Origin of the sequence: Berryella intestinalis, assembly GCF_000814825.1 — a bacterium.
In the GTDB taxonomy this organism is placed as follows: Bacteria; Actinomycetota; Coriobacteriia; order Coriobacteriales; family Eggerthellaceae; genus Berryella; species Berryella intestinalis.
Genome location: NZ_CP009302.1, coordinates 1,183,720 through 1,203,073 on the forward strand (window position 1 = coordinate 1,183,720; position 19,354 = coordinate 1,203,073).

The window sequence follows — 19,354 nt, forward strand, 5'->3', positions numbered from 1 at the left end:
TGCAGAACCGATTCCGCAAGGAGCCGCATGATCGCCGACGAAGCATCCGCATACCGAGCCGCCCACGAGCGCTGGGCCTCCATAGCGCACCCCCTGGGCGGCCTGGGGACGCTCGAGGAGACCATCGCGCGCATCGCCCGGCTGAAGCGCACGACCGACTTTCGGCTGGATCGCCGCGCCGTCGTCGTCATGTGCGCCGACAACGGCGTGGTGGCCGAAGGCGTCAGCCAGTCGGGCTGTGAAACGACCTCCGTCATCGCGCAAGCCCTGGCAGCGGGAACCTCGTCGGTGTGCCTTCTGGCCAGAAGCGCCCGAGCCCGCGTCGTCGCCGCCGACGTGGGGATGGCGATCCCCGTCGACGACGAGCGACTCGTCTCAGCCGCCGTCGCACGCGGAACGCACAACATCGCCGAAGGCCCCGCGATGACCGAAGCCGAGTTCTCCCGCGCGCTCGAGGCGGGCGGGCGCATCATGGCCCGCGTCGCGCGGCAGGGCTGCGACATCGTCTGCTTGGGCGAGATGGGCATCGGCAACACCACCACGGCCACAGCCGTGGCCTGCGCCCTGCTGGGGCTCGACCCCGATCACGCCACGGGGCCGGGGGCCGGGCTGCCGCAAGATGCCCTCGCGCGCAAGGCCGACGCGGTGAGGCGCGCGCTTGCGGCCAACGGCTTTCCCGTCGGGCAGAGCGTCGGGTCGGACGCGCGCGGCGACGAGGGCCGAAACGCGCAGCGGGCGCTGCGGTGCCTGGGCGGATTCGACCTCGTCGCCATGGCGGGAGCCGCGATCGAGGCCCGCAGGCTGCGCGTACCCGTCGTCGTCGACGGGATGGTCGGGCAGGCCTCCGCGCTTGCGGCCCTGCTCATGGACCCCGCAACCGCCGACGCGCTCGTCCTCTCGCACGTATCGAGCGAGCCCGCCAGCCGCTCTTTGTGCGACGCGCTGGGACAGCGTATCGGAGACGCGCCCGCGATCTGCGCGGGCATGCATCTCGGAGAGGGCGCCGGTGCAGTCTGCATGCTGGGGCTGCTCGACGCCGCCTTCGAGCTGTTCTCCCGCGGGACCACGTTCGGAGAGCTGGATATGGAAGCCTACCGGGACCACCGCCTATGCTGATACTCGTAACCGGCGGCGCGGCCAGCGGCAAAAGCGCGTTCGCCGAAAAGCTCGCCGCGCACCGCCCGCATCCGCGCTACTACCTCGCGACCATGTCGCCCGAGGGCACAGCCGCGCAGGAGAAGATCGAGCGCCACCGCTCCCTAAGGGCCGGGCGCGGCTTCCGCGTGATCGAGAGGGAGCGCGACCTGTCGTCGCTCGAACTGCCCGCCGACGCCCGCACCGGCACCGTTCTCGTCGAGGACCTGGGAAACCTCGTCGCCAACGAGCTGTTTTCCCCCGAGGTGCGCTCATGCCCGACCGAAGAGGACGCCTTCTTCGCCGCGCAGCGCGCCGCAGACGGCGTGTTTCACCTGGCCGGCCAGTGCGCGCAGCTCATCGCCGTCACCATCGAGTCGGGGCTGGGCGCGCCCGCGCCCTCGCCGGAAACCGAGCGATACCTGCAGGCGCTGGGGCGCGCCGGATGCCTCGTCGCCGCGCGGGCAGACGAGGTGCACGTATGCACCGCCGGCATCCCCGTCTGCATCAAAGGGGGCACCCGATGAGCTTCCTCAGATCGCTTGCCGTCGCGTTCTCCCTGTTCTCCCGCATTCCCATGCCGCCCGTCGCCTGGGAGCCCCGCAACATGCGCTTCGTTGCGGCCTGCATGCCGCTCGTCGGCGTCCCGCTCGGCGCGCTCGTGGCCGCATGGTGCGGCATCCTCGCGCATGCGGGGGCCTCGCCCTTCCTCATCGCGCTGGGCCCGGCGCTCATCCCGGTCGCCTTCAGCGGCGGGATCCACCTCGACGGGTTCGCCGACGTGATCGACGCGCAATCGAGCTGCGCCGACCAAACGCGCAAGCGCGAGATCCTGAAGGACCCCCATATCGGGGCGTTCGCGGTCATGGGGGTGGCAGCCTACCTTCTGGCCTCGTTCGCCTTCGCCGGCCAGATCGCCTTCGACGCGCGCACGAGCGCGCTTGCGGGCCTGGTCTACGTCATGAGCCGCGCGACCGCCGGATTCGCCGTGGCGTCGTTTCCGCGCTCGCCCGAGCAGGGCATGCTCGCCCGCGAACGGGACTTCGCCGCACCGTCTTCCAAACCGATCCTCGCGGCGCTCATCGCCGCAGCGGCGGCCTCGGCGATCGCGCTGTCCCCCGTCGCAGGATCGCTCGCGACCGCCGCATCGCTTCTCCTGCTCGCGCGCACCAAGCGTTTCGCCGAGAAGAACTTCGGGGGCATGAGCGGCGACATCGCGGGCTTCCATCTGTGCCTCTGCGAGCTCGCCTACCTCGCTTGCATCGCGTTTTCCCAGTTGGCAGGTGCAGCATGATCCTCATCGTCGGAGGCGCCCACTCGGGGAAGACCACGCTGCTCGACTCCCTTGCGCAATCGCACGGGGGCGATGCGAAGGGCCTTTCGGTCGTCGACGACGCCGAGCTCCTGTTCGCCGACGCCGCCGAGGCCGAGGCGCCCGCGATAGCAGACGACCTCGCCTGCCGGTTCGCCGTCGCCTGCCGCCTGGTGGGAGGCGGCATCGTCCCGTGCAGCCCCGAAAAGCGGCGCGAGCGCGAGCGCATCGAGCGCGGCGTCGCGCTTCTGGCCGCGCGGGCCGACACCGTCATCGAGACGGTCTGCGGCATCCCCGTCGTCTTGAAGGGGCCCCCATGCGCCTGACGATCTTCCGCCATGCGCAAACCGCCGGCAACCTGGAACGGCGCTACATCGGCACCACCGACGAGCCCCTATGCCGCGCGGGCCTTGAAACCGCCCGGCTGCGCGCCGATGAGCTGAGGGCGGCCTGGGAGCGCCGAGAGCCGGATGCGGAGGGGGGCTCGGCGAAAACCGCCGCGCCCGCCTCCGAGCCCGAGGTCGTCTACGCGAGCCCGCGGAAACGCTGCCTGCAAACCGCCCGCATCCTGTTCCCCCGCGCGCGCATCGTGACCGTCGACGGGCTGGCCGAGATGGATTTCGGTGCCTTCGAGGGGAAGAACTGCTTCGACCTCGAGTCGGATGCGGACTACCGATCCTGGGTGGAGGGGGGATGCGTCGGGCGCTGCCCTGCGGGAGAGAGCCGCTCGGAGTTCGTCGAGCGCATCGTGTCCGGCCTGGCAGCCGTCGAGTTCGCTGCGCGCACCCGGTCGGATGCGCAGGCCGTCATCGTGGCCCACGCGGGAACAGCCCTGGCCGCACGGTTCGCCGAAAAGCCCGACGTGCGCGATTACTTCGGCTTCCATCTGGGGTTCTGCGAGTCCGTAAGCGTCGATTTCCCGTTCGGGGAAACGCCGCGAGCACCCCGGCGCGCTAGATGATCCTCTTGCGGCGCAGTGTGTACAGCGCCACGAACACCAGCAGGAACGCCACGGCGATCGGGCCGAGCCACAGCGCGCCGAACGGCAGTTCGGGCACGTTCATGCCGTAGAAGCTGAACACGATCGTCGGCACCGAGAACACCAGCGTGACCACGGTCAGCGTGCGCATGACCTGGTTCACGTTGTTGTTGATGATGGTGCCGAAGGTGTCCATCGTGCTTTCCAGAATGTTGGTGTAGATGCTGGTCATCTCGATGGCCTGGCGGATCTCGATGAACACGTCGTCGAGCAGGTCCTCGTCCTCCTCGTAGAGCCGGATGATATGGCGGCTCTTGATACGCAGCAGCGTCGCCTCGTCGGCCTTGAGCGACGTCGAGAAGTAGACGAGCGACTTCTGGAAACCCAGCATCTTGACCAGCTCTTCGTCCTGAAGCGTCTCGCGCAAAAGCTTCTCGTTGCGGTTGAACTGGCGCTCGATGTTGCGCAGGCACTGCAGGTAGCGCTGGGAGATGTGCAGCAGCATGCGCAGCAAAAGCCGCGCGCGCTGATTGGTGTTCACGTTGCGCATACGGCCCGACGCGAACATCTCGATGGTCTCGTTGCGGCGCAGGCTGACCGTGACGATGATGTCCCGATCGGGGATGAACAGCACCGACAGCGGCTGGGTCTCGTACTGCACGGCGGAAGGGTCGTCGCTTTCCTGATCGTCTTCGATCGCAGGGCAGTCGATGATGATGAGCGCCTGGCGCGTGTCGTCGTCGAAGTCGGTATGCGAGCTCTCCTCTTCGTCGAACGCGGAGCGCACGAACTCGGGGACGATGCCGACCTCTTCCTGCAGCCACGTGCGTTCCTGCTGGTCGGGAGCGACTACGCTGATCCAGCATCCGGGCACGGGACTGGGTATCTGCACCGTTCCTTCCGGGCCGGTCTTGAAGCACTCGATCATGTACCCCTCCTTAGATGCCAGGGCCGTTTCGACCGATTAGCAGGACAGCATTAGGAAGTATACCCCCTAGAGCAGAAATCCCGATGCACAGACGTCATTGAACACAAGCGGCCGGGAACCGCCCCGCCCGCTTCAGGCCCTCCCCTTCCCGCCGCGGGTACGCTCGCGCAGCGTGTCGACGGCATGAGCGAGGGCCTTGATTGGGCTTACCAGCAGCATGCGCGGTCCCGCATAGCGCATGACCGCGCGGATGCGCTCGCGCATCGCAGGCCGGTAGCAGTGGATCGGGCACGACGAGCAGAAGGTCTTCGAATCGGCCATCGGGCAGCGCGCGACGCGCTGGGCCACGTAGTCGGCCAGCTCGCGGCACTCCGCGCACAGCTCCGCGCGCTTGGAGCCGTGATGGCCCCGACAGTAGATGCCGATCATGCACCGCACGACCTCGAGTTCGCGCCTCTGCTTTTCGGTGAGCCCCGGATCGGACGCGCCCTCCGGCACCCCGCCGCCGCGCGAGCCGGCTGCAGAACCGGTGCGCTCGTCGCAGTGGGACCGTTTCATCGGCGCTCCTTTCCGCAACCGGACGGGCTCTCAGCTGACACGGCCGCTGTCCATGGACACCACCCGGTCGGCGACGCCCATCGTCGAGGCCCGGTGGGAGATCAAAACGACCGTGCGCTTGCCGCGCTGCTCGTCGATGCTCTTGAGGATGGCGGCCTCGTTCAGGGAGTCGAGGTTGCTGGTGGGCTCGTCAAGCAGCAGGAACGGAGCGTCGTGGAGAAACGCCCGCGCCAACCCCAAGCGCTGGCACTCGCCGCCCGAAAGCGTATCGCCCAGCTCGCCCACCATCGTATCGTACCCGTCGGGCAAAGACATGATGAAATCGTGGACCGAGGCGGCCCTGCAGGCGGCTTCGATCTGGTCCTGGGTCGCATCGGGGCGGGCTATCAGCAGGTTGTCGCGGATGGAATCGTGGAACAGGTGGGTGTCCTGCTCGACGAACGCCTCGGCGTCGCGCAGGCTGGCGGTTCGTATATCGCGCACCGATCGGCCCGACAGCGCGACGCGGCCCTCGTCGACATCCCAAAAGCGCATGAGCAGGCGGCACAGGGTGGACTTGCCCGACCCGCTCTTCCCCGAGATGCCCACGACCCGCCCGCGCGGGATGTCGATCGACATATCGCGAAGAACGCGCTCGCCCCCGTACGAGAAGCCGACGCGCTCGACCGACGCGCCGTCGAACTCGATGTCGGCTCCGGTCTCGTTCTCTTCGACCAGGGGCTCTTCCTCCAAGATCCCGATCACGCGCTGGCCCGACGCGAGGGTTCCCTGCAAGGTGGTGCCCAGGTTGGCCAGGGCCACCACCGGACCGAACGAGCTGAACAGGGCCGTCGTTGCGACGATGACGCCCTCACCGGACACGGCCCCCGTCCCGTACAGCGCCGCGCCCACGGCCAGCTGCCCGAGGCTGAACATCAAGATGAGCGCATTCGTGCAGGCCATGGCCGCACCGGTCTTCCCGCGCAGCGCGCGCTGGGCGACAAGCAGGCGGTCTGACTGCTCCTTCACATCCGCAATGCGGCGATCGCCCGCCGAGAACTGAAGCACCTCGCGCAAACCGCGCAGGCTGCCCAGCACAGAGCCCGACAGCTGCCCCGACCGGGTGCGTATCTCGAGGCCGACATCCCCCGCGCTCCTGTAGATCCATACGGGAACGAACAGCCCGACGGCCAGATAGGCGCACAGGGCCACCGCCGCGAACAGCACGTGGATGCTCCCCGCGAAGCCCACCATGATCGCGCTCGTGACCACGGCGATGACGACGGGCGAGATGGTATGGGCGTAGAACACCTCGAGGAGCTCGACGTCCGAGGTGATCATGGACACGAGGTTGCCGCGATCGGCCCCGGCCAGCTTGGCGGGCGCAAGGCGCCTCAGCGCCGAGAACACGCGGTCGCGGATATTGGCCAGCAGCTTGAAGGCTATGTAGTGGTTGCACAGCTGCTCGAGGTAGTGCAGCACCCCGCGCAAGACGGCCAGGACCGCCAGGAGCGCGATCGTCTCCCTCACTCCCGGGAAGGCGCTCCCGCCCAGCGCGGCGAACCCTCCGTAGACGGCCAGCACGGGAATGAAGATGGCGCACAGAAACCCGAGGATCCCCAGCACGCAGGCAAGCGCGACGATGCCCGTCATCGAGTCGACCAGCCCCAGCATCTTCCGTACGGTCTCAAAGCTCGATGCGCGCTTCATGGGCCCCGCCTCCTCGATACGACTCCAGTTCGCATTGGCTGTTCCATAGATCGGCGTACGCGGAGCAGCCCTCCAAAAGCCCCTCGTGCGTACCGCAACCGGTCACGCGCCCCCGGTCCAACACGTAGATCCTGTCCGCCCGCACCACGTTGGCGAGGCGATGCGATATCACGACGACGGATTTCACCTGGGAAAGCGCCCGCACCACATCCATGATGCGCTCCTCGGACTCGACGTCGATGTTGCTGGTCGCTTCGTCGAACACGTACACGTCGGCGCCGCTCAGGAGGGCGCGCGCCACCGCGAGGCGCTGGCGCTGGCCTCCCGAGAGGTTCGATCCCCCCTCGTCTATCGCGGTTTCGAGGCCGTTTTGCCCGCGAAGGTAGTCGGCGAGGGCGGCCGATTCCAGCGCCCGCCACATCTCGTCGTCGGACGCCTGCCGGTTGGCTACCGCGAGGTTCGAGCGGACGGTGCCGCCGAACAGGTAGCTTCCGATGCGGACCGTGACGACGTGTCTGGCCAGGCTTTCGACCGACACCGAACGGATCGGCTTGCCGCCCACGAGGATATCGCCCGCATACGCGTCGGACCCCCCGGCCATGAGGTGGGCGACAGTCGACTTGCCCGACCCCGACGCCCCCACGATCGCGGTCATGCCGACTGCGGGGACGTCGAGGGAAACCCCCTCGAGAACCGTGCGGCCCTCCTCGTAGCCAAACGTCACGTCGGCAAGCGAGATCGCGTCTCCCGCAGAGGCGCGCAAGGGCTTTTCGGCCGGCTCGTCGAGGTCGAGCAGCGCGAAGATCTTGCCGCTGGCCGCCATCCCGTTCATGGCGATGTGGAAGAACGACCCCAGAAGGCGCATCGGCAGGAAGAACTCGGCCGAGAGAAGGACGATGAACAAAAACGAGAACAGGTCGATCGTGCCGGCCGCCAACTGGGACAGCGCCACGCCGATCCCGGCCGCCGCGCCCCCGAGCGCCACGATGTCCATGACGATGATCGAGTTCAGCTGCATGCGCAGAACCTTCATGGTGATGATGCGGAAGCGCTCGGCTTCGGCGTTCATGCGCTCGTGGCGAGCGGCGTCGGCCTGGTAGATCTTAAGCGTGGCAAGCCCCTGGAGGTTTTCGAGAAACCCGTCGCCCAACTGGGTGTACTGATCCCAGTACCGGGACAGCAGCCGCTTGGCGATACGCTGGACGACCATGATGGTGAGGGGTATGAGCGGCACGAACGCAAGCAGCACGACGGCCGCCTGCCAGCTGAACGGGAACAGCACGGCGAACAGGGTGAGCGGCGCGAGGACCGCGTAGAGCAGCTGGGGCAGAAATTGGCCGAAATAGGTCTCGAGCTGCTCGGTGCCCTCGACGGACACCTGCACGACCTCGGCCGTCGTCAGCTTCTCGGAATAAGCGGGGCCGAGGCGCAGAAGCTTGCGGTAGATCTTCTCGCGCAGCACGAACTTGATGTCCTCCGACGCCCTGAAGCTCGACTTCTGAGACAGGGCCGACGAAGCCACCTTGCCCGCGCACGCCGCGGCGCACAGCGACGCCGCGGTTGCGAGGGGCAGCTCCCCTCCTGCGGCCAAAGCCGCTAGAACAGATACGATCCCCCAGACCAGGGCGATGTTCGACACCAAGCCGACCCATTGCCACCCCACGGTTGCGAGAATATGGCCCATCGCCTGCGGAACAAGCGACAGGAGTCTTCTATCCATCACGAAACGAACCTCGCTCAAGCTAGCGCGGCACGGGGCCGCGGATTTCTGCAAGATGCTTAATGTTTTAGCATCGAAAGTATACTCACGATCAAAGTTAGATAAGGTTACATCGGATCGTCACGACACGCAGCCGTTACCTTGCCGAGCGCGTCCCTCCTCCGATGGAGGGCTGCCTACCGCCCAGCGACAAAGGGAGGGGGCCCTTGCGCGCAGACGGTATGATGGCGCTGAAACGCCGGCCGGCGAGCCGGCAACCTCACCCATCCAGCAAAGGAGCCGCTATGAACCCCCTGGGAATCCGCGATATCATCGGCCCCATCATGATCGGCCCCTCGTCTTCCCACACCGCCGGGGCCTGCCGCATCGCGCTCATGACGCGCAACCTGCTCGCGGCAGAGCCCGTCGAGGTCGAATTCGTCTTGTACGGGTCGTTCTCCCATACGTACCGAGGACACGGAACCGACCGCGCCCTCGTCGCCGGCATATTGGGCCTTCTGCCCGACGACCTGCGCCTGCGCACCTCGTTCGACCTCGCGCGCGAGCGCGGCGTGAACATCGTCGTCACCCCCGACACCGCTTCCGAGACGCCGCACCCCAACACGGTCGATATCCGCGTGACCGACGTAAACGGCTCGCGCATCGAGGTGCGGGGCGTCTCGATCGGGGGCGGGGCCGCCCAACTCACCCGCATCGACGGGATCGACGTCGAGGTCACGGGCGAATTCAACAACATGATCGTCTATCAGAACGACGCCCCCGGCGTGCTCGCGCACATAGCCAGCTGCCTCGGGTCCCGTTCCATAAACATCGGCACGGTCACCATGCACCGCACCGAAAAGGGCGGGGACGCCTTCACCGTCCTGGAGATCGACGACGAGGTGGATCCGTCGACCATCGACTGCATACTGGCCTTCGACGCCGTTAAGTCGGTGCGCTTCATCCCCGCCGCCTCCGCATCGAAGCCCGCCGACGCCGTGGTGCCCACCCTCTACCCGGCCGACGCCCAGGCGCGGTTCAAAGAGCTGGACTTCTCGAGCGCCGCCGAGCTCCTCGCGTACTGCGATCGGAACGGGGCCTCGATCAGCGAGGCCTTCTCGCAGCGCGAGGAGGCGCTGATGGACGCCCGTCCCGCCGACGAACGCGCCACCGGCCGGTACCTCGCCCACGCGCTCGATGCGATGCGCGAATCGGCCCGCAGGCCCCTCGCGCGCCCCGGCAAGTCGATGGGGGGCCTTATCGGCGGCGAGGCGGCGCGCGTGGCCGCCTTGGGCGAGCGGGGCGTCGCTCGGGGCGCCTTCGCGAAGCTCACCGCCTACGCGCTGGCCGTCTTGGAGACGAACGCGTCGATGGGCCGCATCGTGGCCGCCCCGACCGCCGGGTCCTCGGGCGTCATCCCCGCCGTTTTGCTATCCCTGCAGGAGGCCTACGGATTCGACGACGAACAGATGAAGAAGGCGCTGATGAACGCCGGTGCGATCGGGTACCTCATCGCGCGCAACGCCACGGTCGCCGGAGCCGAGGGAGGATGCCAGGCCGAGATCGGCTCGGCAGCGGGCATGGCGGCCAGCGCTGCGGTCGAGCTGATGGGCGGAACGCCCCGCATGTGCCTCGATGCCGCGAGCACCGCCATCTCCAACACGCTGGGGCTGGTGTGCGACCCCATCGCGGGCCTGGTGGAGGCCCCCTGCCAGATGCGCAACGCCTCGGCTGCGGCGGGAGCCCTCATCGCAGCCCAATGCGCGCTTGCCGGAATCGAGCACATCGTGCCGTTCGACGAGACCGTAGACGCGATGTACCGCGTCGGGCGCGCCCTTCCCATGGAACTGCGCGAAACGGCCCTCGGAGGGATGGCGGCCTGCCCGTCCTGCGCGAAATTCAAAGGCATCGGCTAGCCGGCCTGCGGCCCTCCGGCTTACTGGCACCCGTTCAGGCTGGAGAACGCCCCGATGCGCGAGCACGAGCCGATGCACAGGTTGAGGGCCACCAATCCGCAGCAGCACTGGAGGCATCCCGTCGTCCCCAGGCTGAACCCGCGCGTCTGGGCCTCCTGCTCGTAGGCGCGCCCCGCCGTCTGGAACGACGCGAGCACGCGGCGGTAGTCGACGTTGCCCGGATCGTTCTGAACCGCGCGTCTGATCTGCTCGTAGGCCAAAACGGTGTGACCGGCGCCGTAGTTTGCCAGCGAAGCCAGGTACAGCCAGCGCGCCGTGCGCTCCTTGGGGGCGATGCCGTCGAGCGTTGCCTTCGCGCGGGCGTAGTTCTCGGCGTTGATGTCGTCGATGGCCGAGCGCATCGCCGCGGAGTCGCCCGCCGAGGCCTCGGGGTGGATGCCGCGCGGGCCCGCTCCCGCATAGGTGTAGTCGCCGAAAATGTCCTCCCAGGTGAACGTGGTGTACACCCAGCCGTTCTGCCCCTGGTAGGTGCGCGGGCCCTGCCCGTTTGCGCCCGGCGTGTACGTATAGCCCCCTGCAAAGGGGTTGCCGTAGTAGCCCGCGCCCTGCGTCGGGCCCGCAGCGCCGCCGCGCGCATAGGCCTCCTGGGCGCGCCGGCGGGCGTCTTCCCGCGCGTACTTGTCGGGGTTCATCAGCCGATCGTAGGCTTCGTTGATCTCGTTCATGCGCGCCGCGGCGCCCTCGTCGCCCGGATTGAGGTCGGGATGGTTCTCGCGCGCCTTCTTCCGGTACGCCTTCTTTATCTCGTCAGGGCTTGCCGAGGGGGACACGCCCAGAATCTCATACGGGGTCTTGCTCACGGATCCACCTTTTGCCTCGTCGCGCGCGAACGCGCCTCGCCGCCCCCGCCGACGTCCGCGCCGCGCTGCTGCGCAGGCGCCCCGTCGCGCGGGGGTGCCGCTTCGTACGTCTCGTTGAATGTAGCCCAAATGCCCGAATAAAGCACGCTTCTCATGAGATGAGCATCCTTTACCAAAGGCAGCTTCTCGAACGCCGCGGCGGCCGCGGAGGCAAAGCCCGACAGGATGCTGCGCAGCTCTTCGACCGACAACTCTGTTTGCAGAAGCGGGTTGTACGACCCGGTGCGCTCGTCGCGCTCGCGGTCGAGGGCGGCATCCATCACGTACACGAACTGCCCCAGCCAAAATCCCATCTCCCGCAGAAGCGGCGCCCAGCGGTCCTCGCGGTAGGCGAACAGCTCTCCCAGCACCGCTCCGAAGCAGCGGGCCGCTTCGTCGCCGCCGAAGGCCTCCCCTCCCACCGGGCATTCCCGCTCGATGCGCGCGATGCGCTCCAACCCCAGCTCGACCACGCGGCACTGGACGGGCCAACGGGCCTCGATGTCCCGATAGCGCCGCTCGAGCGTCTTCGCGTACAGAAGCGCGGCCCTGCTTGCGTCGTCGGCCCAATCGTCGAGCGATTTGCGGTAGGCCATGACCACGTTCATATCGGCCGCGTAGTCGATGCAGGCCGATCGCGCAAGCGGGCGGCCCTCGCGGGGGTGAAACGCGCATGCCGCCTTATCGGAGACCTCGTCGTCTTCGTACAGCGACGAGAGCACGAGCGCCAGAAACGTCAGGTCGTTGCTAAGCGACAGGCGGCTCATCTGCCCCGATCGGTCCTTCAGCGCATGGCACACACCGCAGTACACCTGCCGGTACCGGGCCCGCTCGTCCTCGGACAGGGCGTCGTTGCTGGGGATGACGATGCCGAACACTGCTTTCGACCTGCCTTCTATAGGGAAAGGGGCCCCGCCGCGAAGACGGCGCGGGCCGGTTACGTCGTGTGGATGGACTGCTCGTGGCAATGCGGGCAGGTCGCGCGGATCTTGCCCTTCCCCTTCGGCAGCGAGAACACCTTCTTGCAGTGCGGGCATCTGATGTAGCGCGTGGTGCGGCGGTTGGTCCAACGTTTGTCGAGAAGCGAGAACCAGGCCCGCTGCCGCTCGGTCTTGCCCATAAACCAGGAGTTCTCGCGCGCACGGGCCGGATAGTTGCGCGAGTACATGCGGAACAGCTGCCACAGCAGAAGGGCGGTGGACAGAAACCAGAACAGCCTGATGCGCGAAAGCGAGGCGATCATGCACACGATCGCCACACCCAGCAGGAACTTGCCCAGCTCGTCGATGCCGTAGCGCCCTTGGTTGAGGGCGATGAGGCCGTCTCTCATCCGCCGCGCGAACGAGTCGAACCGCTGATTGTTCCCTGCCATGTCAAACCACCTCGCATTCAGCCGCCTTCAAGGGCGGATCCGTCAGTTCGCATGCCTTCCGCGCTTGGTGAGCCTCATGCGCGCATCTTCCCGTTCGTTGAAGCGCGGGTCGGACGCGTCCAGGCCCTCCTGCCGCGCCCTCAGCTTGCGGCGGGCGCGCTCGCGGTCGTCGGAGAGCAGCGCATCGCCCACCACGCTGGCCGAAAGCGCATGCGAGTTCGCCTCGGGCGCGTGCTTCACGTCGAGCGCCTCGAACTCGGGTTCGCGCTCGTACGCGATGCGCACCGACACGTATTCGCGGACCAGGAGCACGAACAGGATGCTCATGATGACGAGGTACCCGATCACCGCCCCTTCCAGGCCCGTGATGTTCACCATCAGCAGCAGCACCAGAAGCGAGAAGCCGAACGTGATGAAGTACAGCTCGGTCACCACGCGCTGACGGCGCAGGATGACGATGACCTGGTAGAGGAAATCGATCCCCGCCGTCACCCCGCCGGCGGCCAGCATGATGAAGGCCAGGTCGGCGTACTGGGAGAAATCCAGGCCGTACATGAGGCTGAGCAGCGTGATGCCGAACCAGTTCATAGCCCCGACGCCCAGAAGCGTGACGGCCACGATAACGAGGACCATCGCCAAGATCATGATGTCGAACCGCCGGCGGTGCGACACGTCGGCCCACAGCTCGGCCATGCGCACGAGCTGCGGTTTGTATATGAAGCCGACCGTGAGCAGGACCGCCTGCGCCGGGAAGTACAGCGCGTTGAAGTACAGCTGGTTGTCGTAGGCGAGCACGCCGTCCATCACGAACTTGGGCATATTGTCCACCAGCGCATACATGAACAGCGCGAAGAACAAGGGCGCGCAGGCCCTGAACAGGTCGGACACGCCCTTGGCCCGCAGAGGCTCCGATTTCGGGGTCTCCAGCAGGGCCAGGGGAAACGTCACGAACAGAAACGTCAGGGCGGCGGCTGCGAACATGCCCATGGACGCTGCCGTGAGGTTGCCCGTGATGACGAGCAGCACGACGAACACCACGAGGGCCAGAAGCGAGCGGATGGTCTGCGAGATGCCCCCCAGATACAATTTGTCGGCCTGTTGGAGACGCCCCTCGTACACATCGGCCAGGGCATCGACCATCTTGAACAGGATGACCGCCGCGCACAGATCCGTCATCGCCTGGTCGTAGCCGCGCCATGCGCACCACGCCGCGCCGGCGACCACCATCAGAATGCAAGTGATGACGCGGTTCACCTGGTAGTCCTTGAACGAGTGGCGCCCTTCGAGATCGGAGATCTGGTAGGTGCGCACACCGTAGTTGCCCAGGAAGTACAGCAGGTTGGCCGTGACGAAGGCGATGGAGAACATGCCGGCCCGCTCGGCGCCGGAAATCTGGGTCACCACGATGGTGAGCACCGGGAACAGCGCACCCCAGGATATGAGGCCGACGGTGTTCCACACGTAGTCGCGCGAGGTGCTGTGGGCTTCGTACTCTTCGGCCGCATCCGAGAACCCGCCTCCCGAAGCGGCGCCCAGAAGACGATCCCACCAGGCATTCATCAAGGCGACGACCGGATTGGGCCGCCTTATGCGGCGGCGCGCGGTCCGGCGGTTCCTGGTGCGGGGGAAATCTTCGGTCAAAGCCATGCCCTTCGAGATATGCCGTGCTGATTCGTTCCCCTCCATTATATAGGGAGCCGCGCGGGCGCCGGAAACCCCCGCAGAACCACCAAACGCGCGACCGGAACCGCGCGGTGCCGCGCGCGAGCCCGAGAAAGCCCCCGAGGGCCCGAAAGCGCCGCGGACCCGACGGCAAGGGGCCCGGATGCGGCGCGCAGGGGCAAAGCCGCGCCTTCCACGCCGAAAAATCCGATTCACCTGCCTTGGAGCGCTATTCGTACCTTAGAATGGTTGCGTTTGCACAACAAGGGCGACGCGTGACCGGAGAAGCGGCCACGGTTCTTCCGGAAAGGACGGTTACAGCATGTCAGCTGCGACATCAAGCACCCAAGAGCCCAAGCAGAAGAAAAAGCTCAACGACACGACCTGGATTCTGCTTGCGCTTCTCGCCGGTGCGGCTTTGGGAATCATTCTGAACGGGGTCGTCGTCAAGGGCGATTTCGTCAGCACGTACTTCATCGAAGGCGTCTGCTACGTCATCGGGCAGGGATTCGTGCGCATGATGCAGATGCTCGTCGCGCCCCTGGTGTTCTGCTCGATCGTCGTGGGCGCCGCATCCATGGCCGATCCCAAGATGCTGGGCAAGATCGGCGGCGGGACCATCGCCATGTACCTCGTGACCACGGCCATCGCCATCCTCATCGCCATGGTGCTGGCCTCGTTCACCAACCCCGGCCTGGGGCTGGACATGGGCTCCATCGTCACGGTCGAGCCCAAGGCGGTCGAGGCACAGCCCTTCCAGGACGTCCTTCTGAACATCATCCCCACCAACGTCTTCGACGCCCTGGCCAAGGGAACCATGCTGCAGATCATCTTCTTCGCGCTGCTGCTGGGCTTCATCCTGGGCGGCGTCGGCCATAAGGTCGGCACGGTCAACCGCTTCTTCACGCAGTTCAACGCGATCATGATGAAGATGATCGCCCTGCTGCTGAAGATCGCCCCCGTCGGCATCTTCTTCCTCATCACCCGTACGTTCACCAACCTCGGCATCTCGGGCATCGTCCCCATGCTGAAGTTCGTCCTCACCGTCTACGGCGGCCTGCTACTTCAGCTGTTCATCGTGTACATGCTGATCCTGTTCCTGTTCACGCGCCTGAACCCCGTCCACTTCCTGAAGAAGTTCTGGCCGGTCATGCTGTTCGCGTTCACCACCAGCTCCTCGAACGCCACCATCCCCCTGAACATGGAGACGCTCGAGAAGCGCATCGGCGTCAACCCCAAGGTGGCCTCGTTCACCATCCCCCTGGGCGCGACCATCAACATGGACGGCACCGCCATCATGCAGGGAGCCGCCGTCATCTTCTGCGCCCAGGCCTTCGGCATCGACCTGGCCACCTCAGCGCTCCTGTCCGTCATCGTGACGGCCACGGCGGCCTCCATCGGCACCGCCGGCGTCCCCGGTTCGGGAACCATCATGCTGGCCATGGTGTTCTCGAGCATCGGGCTTCCCGCCGAGGGCGTCGCCATGATCATGGGCATCGACCGCATCCTCGACATGGGCCGCACCGCCATCAACGTCACCGGCGACGGCGTGGTCACCACCTGCGTCGCCAACGCCGCGGGCATGCTCGATCGCGACGTGTTCAGAAACGACCAGATCGAGGCCGTCGACATGGGGGCGTTGCCGCTGTCCGAAGACCCCCATACCGCCGAAGCGTACGTGGAAGCGCCCGCCGGATCCGAGATCGGAGCCTCGGGCGACCTCGACCGCTTCGCCGACGTGGACGACCCTCTGCCCCACGGAAAATAGAGGTCCGCACAACGCGAAAAACCCCCGATAGCACCCAAGCTACCGGGGGTTTTCATTTGCAGGAAAAGCGCCTGCCCTCACCCGAAGTCGATCGGGTTATTCGACGACCTCGACCAGGGTGATCTCGAAGTTGAGGTCCTTGCCTGCGAGCTCGTGGTTGAAGTCGAACGTGATGGTGTCGTTTTCAAGCGCAGCCACCATCGCGGGCATGGGCATCCCGCCCGGGCCGCTCAGCATGACGCGCTGCCCCACCGTGCAGTTCTCCGCTCCGGGAAGCTGGGCGACCGGGATGGTCTGCACGGCGTTGGGATCGACCTCGCCGTACGCCTCGGCTGCCGGGATGTGGACGGATGTGGTCTGCCCCACCTCCATCTCGGCCACGGCCTTGTCGAACCCCGGGATCATCATCCCCGCGCCGACCGTGAACTCGATCGGCTCGTTGCGCGAATACGACGAGTCGAACTGGGTGCCGTCGTCGAGCGTCCCGATGTAGTGCGCCTTGACCTTCTTGCCCTCGTTGCCCATGAAGAGCCCCTTTCGTTTGAAAAACAGATTCGCCCAGTGTACAGGAAACGAGGCTGCGGGCTACGGGCGCATACCGATTGCGCACATGTGCCCCGTCTGGGGATCGCGATCGGCCCGCACGTCCGAGAAACCGGCCTTCGACATGAAGGACTCCAGCTCGGAGGCGGTGTAGACGCTCATCCCTTCGACGGTGCGCGCGAACTCGACCATCGCAGGGTCCTCCCCATCGACCTCGTTGCAGATGAGAAGCACGCCGCCCGGCTTGAGGACGCGAAGCGCCTCGGAAAGCGCGCCTTCGACGTCGGGCCAGAAGTACACGGTCTCGAACCCCGTGACCACGTCGAACGACCCATCCTCGAAGGGCAGCCGCGACACGTCGCCCAGAACCACCTCGCAGCGGCCTTCGGCGATAGCCGTCGCATTCGTCTCACGCGAGACCTCGACGCTCAATTCGGAATAGTCCAGACCCGCCGCGAAGCCGCCGAAAGCCATGCGCGCGAGCAGGCGGCCCAGGTTCGCTCCCCCTCCGCAGCCCAGATCGAGCGCGCGCCGCGCGCCCGAAAGCGACAGGTGGTCGAGCCCCCAGTTAGCCAGCTGCTCGTGCTTTCCCGCGTTCATGCGGGAAAGCATGGCGCGCCCGCCCTCCCCGTCCGGGCAGGCGGGGTTTCCCTCGGGATGCGCAGGTACGATCGGTTCCATGCCGATGCCTCCTCGGTCTGTTCGACGATGCGGGGTCAAGCTGCGCCGAAGCCCTCCGGATCGGAGGGCTCCGCGCTTGGGGGCGAACTGGGCCCTAGATGCGGTAGGCGGGATCGATCTGCTGAAGCTCGGCGAACGAGTCGATCTCGTCGATGTCTCCGAACGCGCACTCCCTCACCCGCACGCGATACCGATCGCGGCAGATGACGCAAGGCACGTCGTCCCAAAAGCGCTGGCGGTTCTCGTCGCGGGAGAACTCGCGCGGCAGGTCCTCGGCCAAGCGCTCGCCCGCCTCGGCCGTCCAGTACGACACGCCGTACATGTGGTGGCAGTCTCGGCCGCCCTTATGCAGGTCTACCACGTAGCCGTCCTCGGTGTCCAGGCACCAGTCCTCGGTCGATTCGACCGGAACGCCCAGATACCAGCTTTCGTAGTTGTACTTCTTCAGCAGCCCCGGCTTCGACAGCATGAGATCGCTTTCGAAGGCGTACGCGTTGCGGAAATGCCCGCTTGCGCACACGGCCGACGAGATGTTGTTCGTGGTGTCGTACAGATCGTTCCTGATAAGGGTGATGTTCGGGTAGTCCTTCCTCAGAAGCTCGAACTCGTCGGCCAGATACCCCACGACGATGTAGATCTCCTCGACGTCGATGGCGGCCAGGGCGTCGAGCAGGCTCTCGATGATGCGGCGTCCCTTCACGCGCACCAGCGGCTTGGGCGTGTTGATCGTTATGGGCAGCATGCGGCTCCCGAACCCCGATGCGAACAGAACCGCCCGCCGGGCCCGGTACGGCTCGAGCGCGGCCAGATCCTCCTCGGTCGCAAGGCCCTTCTCGTACTTCTCCTCCAAAAGCTCGAACTGCCGAGGCGATAATCCAGCCATGTCTCTCCCTTCGCCGAGCCCGATCGATGCGGACTCGGCCCGTCGCGCAATCACGTCCGCTATTCTAGCGAAGTTCCGCTTCGGCGGCAGCAAGACGGGCGAACTCCTCCTCGGGAGAATTCGCCACCAGGTGCCGGCAGGCGTACAGGCGGAAATAACCCAGCCCCGCCACGATCACGGCGACGGCGCATGCGGCGGCGAACATGTCGACGAAAAACGTCGATACCACCGCCACGCACGAGAGGACGAGGCCGACGAGCGTGGTGGCCGTGCCCCCGGGCGTGCGGTACCCGCGCTCCATATCGGGCGAGTTGCGGCGCAGGATGAGATGCGACAGATTCATCAGCGCGTACGACACGCAGGCTCCGAACACCGCGACGTTGAGGATGAGCGCGCCGTCGTGCATGACCGACACGATGGCAAGGCCCAGCCCCGCCGATGCGAGCAGCGCGACCCAGGGCGTGTGGCGCTTGCCGGTAAGCGCCAGGAAGCTGGGAAGATAGCCCGAGCGGGCGAGCGCGAACACCTGGCGCGACCCGGCGTACATCAGGCTGAAGAACGAAGCCACGAGTCCGGCCAGGGCCGCCCAGTTCAGCACGGTGGCCAGGAAGGGGTTGCCCGCCAGGCGCAGCGCGTCGACCAAGGGCGCATCGCTCGGCCCGATGGCCGCCACGCCCGCCGAACCGGCCGCCAAAAGAAGCACCGAGAACCCGGTGAGGGCCAGAACCGTCAGGGCCCCGATAAGGCCGCGCGGCATGTCGCGGCGCGGATCGCTCGACTCCTCGGCTGCCAGGGGAACGCCTTCGACGCCGAGGAAGAACCAGATGCCGTACGGAAGGCACATGAGCGCCCCTTGAAGCGTGAGGTTGCCGCCGCCCGCCCCGTAGGCGATGTTGGAGAAGTCGAACGTCGGAGCGACGCCGATGGCGAACAGGATGAGGGCGACGATCGCGATGCCGCTGATCATCAGCATGAGGCGCAGCGCCTCGCCCACCCCGAACATATGCAGGCCCGTGAACACCACGTAGGCGGCCACGACCAGCGCGAAAGGCTCCACGCCCGGCAAAAGCCCCAGCTCCAGGATGTAGTTCGCGATGAAGGTCGCGATGGCGGCGGGGGCGCATACGTATTCGATGACCAGGGCCAACCCGGTGACGAAACCGCCCACCCGTCCCATGGCCGCGCGCGCGAACCCGAACCCGGCGCCCGTCGTGGGAATGGCGCTGGACAGCTCGGCCAGACCGAACACCGTGCACAGGTACATGAGCCCCATGACGGTGAAGGCGAACAGCATGCCCCACCATGCCCCACCAGCCGCCGTTCTGCATACC

General features: G+C 66.6%; 18 protein-coding genes and 1 pseudogene. 7 read left to right on the plus strand and 12 right to left on the minus strand.

The window, feature by feature from the left end:
* Window positions 1–27 precede the first annotated feature (27 nt).
* From JI75_RS05265 to JI75_RS05285, 5 genes are read left to right on the plus strand one after another with little or no spacing between them, the layout of a single operon-like run.
* The gene (locus tag JI75_RS05265) at window positions 28–1,116 is read left to right on the plus strand and encodes a nicotinate-nucleotide--dimethylbenzimidazole phosphoribosyltransferase (RefSeq protein WP_039689330.1); all 1,089 of its coding nucleotides are present in this window, start codon (window positions 28–30) and stop codon (window positions 1,114–1,116) included.
* Window positions 1,110–1,661, plus strand: coding sequence for a bifunctional adenosylcobinamide kinase/adenosylcobinamide-phosphate guanylyltransferase (locus JI75_RS05270; protein WP_039689332.1), 552 nt, complete (start codon window positions 1,110–1,112; stop codon window positions 1,659–1,661). Before JI75_RS05265 ends, JI75_RS05270 begins: the two co-directional genes overlap by 7 nt.
* The gene (locus tag JI75_RS05275; protein ID WP_039689334.1) at window positions 1,658–2,428 is read left to right on the plus strand and encodes an adenosylcobinamide-GDP ribazoletransferase; all 771 of its coding nucleotides are present in this window, start codon (window positions 1,658–1,660) and stop codon (window positions 2,426–2,428) included. The genes JI75_RS05270 and JI75_RS05275 overlap by 4 nt, the downstream gene beginning before the upstream one ends.
* Window positions 2,425–2,772, plus strand: a complete 348-nt coding sequence (locus JI75_RS05280; RefSeq protein WP_039689336.1) for a hypothetical protein — start codon at window positions 2,425–2,427, stop codon at window positions 2,770–2,772. Before JI75_RS05275 ends, JI75_RS05280 begins: the two co-directional genes overlap by 4 nt.
* Window positions 2,763–3,407, plus strand: coding sequence for a histidine phosphatase family protein (locus JI75_RS05285; protein ID WP_052241625.1), 645 nt, complete (start codon window positions 2,763–2,765; stop codon window positions 3,405–3,407). The genes JI75_RS05280 and JI75_RS05285 overlap by 10 nt, the downstream gene beginning before the upstream one ends.
* Here the strand turns inward: JI75_RS05285 and JI75_RS05290 are convergent.
* The 4 genes from JI75_RS05290 to JI75_RS09315 form a co-directional block, all read right to left on the minus strand.
* A complete protein-coding gene (locus JI75_RS05290) occupies window positions 3,400–4,353 on the minus strand; it encodes a magnesium transporter CorA family protein (protein ID WP_039689338.1) in 954 nt (317 codons plus the stop codon). The two genes, JI75_RS05285 and JI75_RS05290, sit on opposite strands and share 8 nt — an antisense overlap.
* Window positions 4,354–4,485: 132 nt before the next feature.
* A complete protein-coding gene (locus JI75_RS05295) occupies window positions 4,486–4,911 on the minus strand; it encodes a nitrous oxide-stimulated promoter family protein (RefSeq protein WP_082019769.1) in 426 nt (141 codons plus the stop codon).
* A gap of 30 nt (window positions 4,912–4,941) precedes the next feature.
* Window positions 4,942–6,600, minus strand: a complete 1,659-nt coding sequence (locus JI75_RS09310) for an amino acid ABC transporter ATP-binding/permease protein (RefSeq protein WP_039689340.1) — start codon at window positions 6,598–6,600, stop codon at window positions 4,942–4,944.
* On the minus strand, window positions 6,578–8,320 hold the full coding sequence (locus JI75_RS09315) for an ABC transporter ATP-binding protein/permease (protein ID WP_240993134.1): 1,743 nt from the start codon (window positions 8,318–8,320) through the stop codon (window positions 6,578–6,580). Before JI75_RS09315 ends, JI75_RS09310 begins: the two co-directional genes overlap by 23 nt.
* Window positions 8,321–8,604: 284 nt before the next feature.
* Between JI75_RS09315 and sdaAA the strand changes: the two genes are divergently transcribed.
* Entirely contained in the window at window positions 8,605–10,215 is a 1,611-nt protein-coding gene (gene sdaAA / locus JI75_RS05310) for an L-serine ammonia-lyase, iron-sulfur-dependent, subunit alpha (protein ID WP_039689344.1), read from the plus strand.
* A 20-nt stretch (window positions 10,216–10,235) separates the two neighbouring features.
* On the opposite strand, the gene JI75_RS05315 is transcribed toward sdaAA, so the two are convergent.
* From JI75_RS05315 to JI75_RS05330, 4 genes are read right to left on the minus strand one after another with little or no spacing between them, the layout of a single operon-like run.
* A complete protein-coding gene (locus JI75_RS05315; protein ID WP_039689346.1) occupies window positions 10,236–11,075 on the minus strand; it encodes a J domain-containing protein in 840 nt (279 codons plus the stop codon).
* Window positions 11,072–11,992, minus strand: coding sequence for a DUF5685 family protein (locus tag JI75_RS05320; protein WP_052241626.1), 921 nt, complete (start codon window positions 11,990–11,992; stop codon window positions 11,072–11,074). The genes JI75_RS05315 and JI75_RS05320 overlap by 4 nt, the downstream gene beginning before the upstream one ends.
* A gap of 59 nt (window positions 11,993–12,051) precedes the next feature.
* Complete coding sequence (locus tag JI75_RS05325) at window positions 12,052–12,486, minus strand: zinc ribbon domain-containing protein (RefSeq protein WP_052241627.1); 435 nt, start codon at window positions 12,484–12,486, stop codon at window positions 12,052–12,054.
* Window positions 12,487–12,528: 42 nt separating this feature from the next.
* Window positions 12,529–14,133 (minus strand): lipopolysaccharide biosynthesis protein, encoded by a 1,605-nt coding sequence (locus JI75_RS05330; protein ID WP_052241628.1) that lies wholly within the window; start codon window positions 14,131–14,133, stop codon window positions 12,529–12,531.
* Window positions 14,134–14,470: 337 nt separating this feature from the next.
* Here JI75_RS05330 and JI75_RS05335 point away from each other — a divergent pair, with 337 nt between their 5' ends.
* Window positions 14,471–15,916 carry a dicarboxylate/amino acid:cation symporter gene (locus JI75_RS05335; RefSeq protein WP_082019770.1) on the plus strand — a complete coding sequence of 482 codons (1,446 nt, stop codon included), beginning with the start codon at window positions 14,471–14,473 and terminating at the stop codon, window positions 15,914–15,916.
* A gap of 96 nt (window positions 15,917–16,012) precedes the next feature.
* Here JI75_RS05335 and JI75_RS05340 read toward each other — a convergent pair whose 3' ends face one another.
* The 4 genes and pseudogenes from JI75_RS05340 to JI75_RS05355 form a co-directional block, all read right to left on the minus strand.
* Complete coding sequence (locus JI75_RS05340; RefSeq protein ID WP_039689348.1) at window positions 16,013–16,441, minus strand: FKBP-type peptidyl-prolyl cis-trans isomerase; 429 nt, start codon at window positions 16,439–16,441, stop codon at window positions 16,013–16,015.
* 60 nt (window positions 16,442–16,501) lie between these two features.
* On the minus strand, window positions 16,502–17,140 hold the full coding sequence (locus JI75_RS05345) for a class I SAM-dependent methyltransferase (RefSeq protein ID WP_052241629.1): 639 nt from the start codon (window positions 17,138–17,140) through the stop codon (window positions 16,502–16,504).
* Between the two features lie 94 nt (window positions 17,141–17,234).
* Entirely contained in the window at window positions 17,235–18,023 is a 789-nt protein-coding gene (locus tag JI75_RS05350; RefSeq protein WP_052241630.1) for an NTP transferase domain-containing protein, read from the minus strand.
* A 64-nt stretch (window positions 18,024–18,087) separates the two neighbouring features.
* Window positions 18,088–19,329, minus strand: a pseudogene (locus JI75_RS05355) (amino acid permease); the annotation flags it as partial.
* Window positions 19,330–19,354: the final 25 nt, after the last annotated feature.